This is a genomic window from Mesorhizobium sp. M7A.F.Ca.ET.027.03.2.1, from assembly GCF_003999175.1.
Lineage (GTDB): Bacteria > Pseudomonadota > Alphaproteobacteria > Rhizobiales > Rhizobiaceae > Mesorhizobium.
On sequence record NZ_RZOM01000555.1, the window covers coordinates 1 to 4,038 of the forward strand.

The 4,038-nt window shown below is 64.4% G+C and carries 3 protein-coding genes and 1 tRNA gene; all 4 read right to left on the reverse strand.

Features of this window, described 5'->3' with window-relative positions:
• Positions 1-55: 55 nt before the first annotated feature.
• The 4 genes from EN750_RS22040 to EN750_RS22055 all read right to left on the reverse strand — a co-directional run bounded on the left by EN750_RS22040 (position 56) and on the right by EN750_RS22055 (position 3,491).
• Positions 56-880, reverse strand: a complete 825-nt coding sequence (locus EN750_RS22040; RefSeq protein WP_127397634.1) for a PopZ family protein — start codon at positions 878-880, stop codon at positions 56-58.
• A gap of 205 nt (positions 881-1,085) precedes the next feature.
• Positions 1,086-2,477, reverse strand: coding sequence for a TolC family outer membrane protein (locus tag EN750_RS22045; protein WP_127322716.1), 1,392 nt, complete (start codon positions 2,475-2,477; stop codon positions 1,086-1,088).
• 181 nt (positions 2,478-2,658) lie between these two features.
• On the reverse strand, positions 2,659-3,327 hold the full coding sequence (locus EN750_RS22050; RefSeq protein WP_127397635.1) for a protein-L-isoaspartate O-methyltransferase: 669 nt from the start codon (positions 3,325-3,327) through the stop codon (positions 2,659-2,661).
• A 90-nt stretch (positions 3,328-3,417) separates the two neighbouring features.
• A tRNA-Cys gene (locus tag EN750_RS22055) sits at positions 3,418-3,491 on the reverse strand.
• Positions 3,492-4,038 lie beyond the last annotated feature (547 nt).

A 4,038-nucleotide genomic window follows, 5' to 3' on the forward strand; every position in this document is an offset into this window, starting at 1 on the left:
CCCCACCAATGGGCGCCGCGAAGGCGCCGTTTCCATTGGCAATCGACATGGGGAACTACTGCGCCCCGCGCGCCACGCGCTCGATCTCCTCGCGCACCAGCCTTTCCACCAGTGTCGGCAGATTGTTGTCCAGCCAATCCTGCAGCATCGGCCGCAGCATCTCTTCGGCCATCTCGTCGAATGTCTTCTTGCTGCGGCTGGCAAACGCATCGGAAAGCTCGCCAAAGGCAGCCGCGACCTGACGGCCGGTATGCTCGGAAACGATTGCCGGACGCGGCGCGTCGCTGGCCGCCACCGGCCGCACCACGCTTGCATCCGGACGAGACGGCTCGGGCCCGACGGCTACTTTCGCGGTCGGTTCGTCCCTTGGAGTCTCCACGGACGGCTGGGCAGCCGTCTTGCGTGCCTCGCTCCGGTCCGACACCGCCCTCGCCTGCTCACCGACCGCGGCGATCTCGCGACGCCAATCGGCGATGGAAGCGTCGGCGACAGGACGCGATCCCGGCGATTCAACCGTGATTGGCTCGGCGGCGACGCGGGCGCTAACTTCGGCAAGTGTCATCGATGGCTTTGCCGGGCTGGGATCGGGGCGCGCAGGCGTTTCCATGCGCGCGACCACCGGCTCGGCCGCCGGCAACTGTGCCTGGACTTCCGCCAGCGTCACCGGCTTCCTGCCTTCGGGGGCGGCATGCAGGTCGGCACGGAATGCTTCCACGTCAGGGGCCGCATAGGCGCTCGACGCGTGCTCCAGATCCTGGCTCAGCTCATCGGCGTCGCCCGGCTGCTTGCGGCCGCCGTCGCTGTCCTCGATGATCCGCCTGATGGAAGCCAGTATCTCTTCCATGGAAGGTTCGCGCTGTGCGCTGCTTGCCGTTGCCATCGTCACATCCGCCGCCTTTGTGACCCCTGTGGGTTTCCGCTCCGGCAGAGCCGGATCGAATCATGGCGACAGCGTAACCGACGGATCGCCGCACGAGAATCCCCAATCTGGGGACTTGTGGGATTTCAACAGATTAGCGCAATCTGAACCCGAGTGCGAAAGATCCTGCTCAAACGGGGAACACCGCCAGTCCTGGCCGAACGCCTCAGCGGCCGTCCGGCGTGCGCAGGCCGTACCACTTGTCCTTGACCGCGTTGTAATGCTCTTCAGGCTTGTACTTCGCTACCTGCAAGCCAAGGCGGTCGACGGACAGACGGCCGGTCGCCTGCAGGATGGCGTAGCTCGCCACCACCACATCATGTTCGTAACCGGCCTGGTTGATCTGGGCGGTGATGACCGTCGCCTGTGCGTTGAGGACGTCGAGCGTGGTGCGCTGGCCGACATTGCGTTCTTCGATGACACCGTTCAGTGCCAGCTTCGCGGCCTCGATCACTTGCCTGTTGGCCGTCAGCTGCTGCTGCGCGGCGGTATACTCGGTCCAGGCGGCGGTGACGGCCTGGCGCACCTGGTCGCGGCTGACGTCGACCTGGATGCGGGCCTGGCTGAGTGATTCCTTGTTCTGGCGCACGATCGCCGAGGTGCGGCCACCCGAATAGATCGGGATCGTCAGCGTTGCCCCGACACTGGCCGAATTGGTCGTGCCATCCTGCGAACCGACGCCTGGCAAAGGCGAGGTATTGCGATAGGCGCTCGAAACGCCGGCGGAAGCCGAGAGCTGCGGCAACAGCGCGCCTTCGGCCGACTTCACCGAAAACGCGGCGGCGTCGACCAGATGCTGCGTGGCAAGGATGGCCGGATGCTCGTTCGAGGCCACCCCGACGGCGGCGGCGAGGCTCGACGGCAACAGCTTTGCCACCGGCGAAGCGCCCTTGAGCTTGCCCGGCTCGTCGCCGACGATCTGGCGATAGAGCGCCGCACTTGCCAGCGCCTGCGCCCGGGCAGCACTCAGCGATGCCACCGCGGCGGCGCGTGAAGCGTCGGCCTGCGCGACATCGGTGCGCGTGCCTTCACCAACCTCGAAACGCGAACGCGCCGCGCGCGCCGTTTCGGTCAGGAACTGCAGGTTCTGCTCGGTCAGCACGGCGACCTGCCGGTCGCGAATCACGTTCATATAGGCCTGGGCCGCGCTGAACAGGATACCCTCTTCGGTGTTGCGCAGGCTTTCGACCGAAGCCCGGACCTGCGCTTCGGCGGCAGCGACATTGTTCCTGGTCTGAAAGCCGTCGAACAGCGTCTGGTCGATCTGGACGCCAAAATTGCCGGTGGTCAGCCGCACGCTTGAATTGGTGCCGTTGAGATGGCTGCTCGAATAATCGATATTCGCCGAGCCGGTGACAACCGGACGGTAGCCCGACTTGGCGATGGCGACGCCCTCGTCGGTGACGCGAACGCCGGCGCGGGATGCATTCAGCGAAGAATTGTACTGGTAGGCCTTTGCAAGCGCGCCGGAGATGGTTTCGGCTGAAGCGGCCAGTGGGGACAGCATGGTCGCCGAAACGAGGACGGCGGTGAAAAGTGACTTGCGTAAAGACGGCACGGTTAAACCCTCATTCGTTTTCCATGGGAACCGCGCCGCGCCTGCTTCTCTCATAGATCAGCCGGCGCCGCGTGTTCGATGTTCCCTGCTGCTCACCCCAAAGTGCCCCCAGTTTGGCATCAGCAGCGATCGTTCAAATGCAAGCGACCATGACAAAGCCTCTGCTGCAAGGCCAAATCATTCAGAATTCGAAAGCACGAATGCGTTCAAACCCCGGTAGTGGCTTAATTGCCGCATTAAATGCCCGTCTTCCGGTTACAACCCCCCCGGCCTTGAAAAAGAGACGAGCCACGCCGGAATTGCCCTGCCCTTCGACGGCGACAAGGCGGCCGCCTTCGGCGAGCTGGTCCAGCAGCGTCACAGGGACTTCCGCGACGCTGCCGCCGACAAGGATGACGTCATAAGGGGCCTGGGCGGCATGCCCTTGCGGCAGCGCGCCATGGACGACGGTCACATTGCCGCAGCCCAGCGACGAAAGCGTCGATCTGGCGGTTTCCGCCAGCGCCGAATCGCTTTCAAGCGCCACCACGGACCTGGCCAGCCGCGACAGGATGGCCGAGGCGTAGCCGGTTCCGCAACCGACATCGAGCGCCGAATCGGTCGGGTTGATCTCGGCCAGTTGGATAAGCTTGGCCAACGGGGATGCTTCCATCAGGTAGCGCGCACCGTCCGCGCCGGCGGCAATGCGGATGTCCTCGTCGATATAGGCCAGATCGCGCTGGGCGGCGCCGACAAACACCTCTCTTGGGACGACAAGCATTGCATCAAGCAGCGGCGCGCTGGTCACATCGGTGGTGCGGACCTGGCCGTCGACCATCTTGACGCGTAGTTCGGAGAAATCAGCGCTCATGTCCCAACCAATCCGCTTGCCGCGCCAGAACCGCGGTCCATTGTGTCAGGAACTTCAGGCCCCTGCGCTGCCGCGCGGGGGCCCGGGCATTGGAGGCCTCGCCCGGAATCGAACCGGGGTGCAAGGATTTGCAGTCCTCTGCGTAACCACTCCGCCACGAGGCCTCATTGCTCCCGGCGTTCCACCCGGTTCCAATAGGTTGCGGCGAAAATGCCGTCAAGCGGCCACCGTGCATTCCGAACGGTTTCCTAGCGTCAGTCCGGACGGCATCCGGCAAATCGTCGGACCGGGCCTGACCGCTCCATTAGCGGACAGTTAAGCATAGCCCTGCCCGGAGGAGAAACTCATCGGCGGCCCGTGCGTTGGACATGGCAGGAGGAAGAGCCATGCGCCGGATAATGGCAGCAAATACGAGTGCCTCGTCCGGCCTGTCCCTGCTACAATGCGGAGAGCTTCTGCATTACGCAATCGACCTCTGTCCATCGAAGGTGCGGACAGCCTGTCGCCGCACGACAGGGCAAGGCTTGCCTCGGCCGCGGCGATTCTCAAGCAGATCCATGAGGCACTGGAAGAACACGCCGCCCGTTGAACACCCACCCTGCGCCATCGGCGGTCAATCGGGCCGGCGACGCCGTTCCCACCAGACGACAAAGCGACGCCGGTGACGGCGAACCATGGCGAACTCATAAGACAGCACCAGCAATCCGAGCG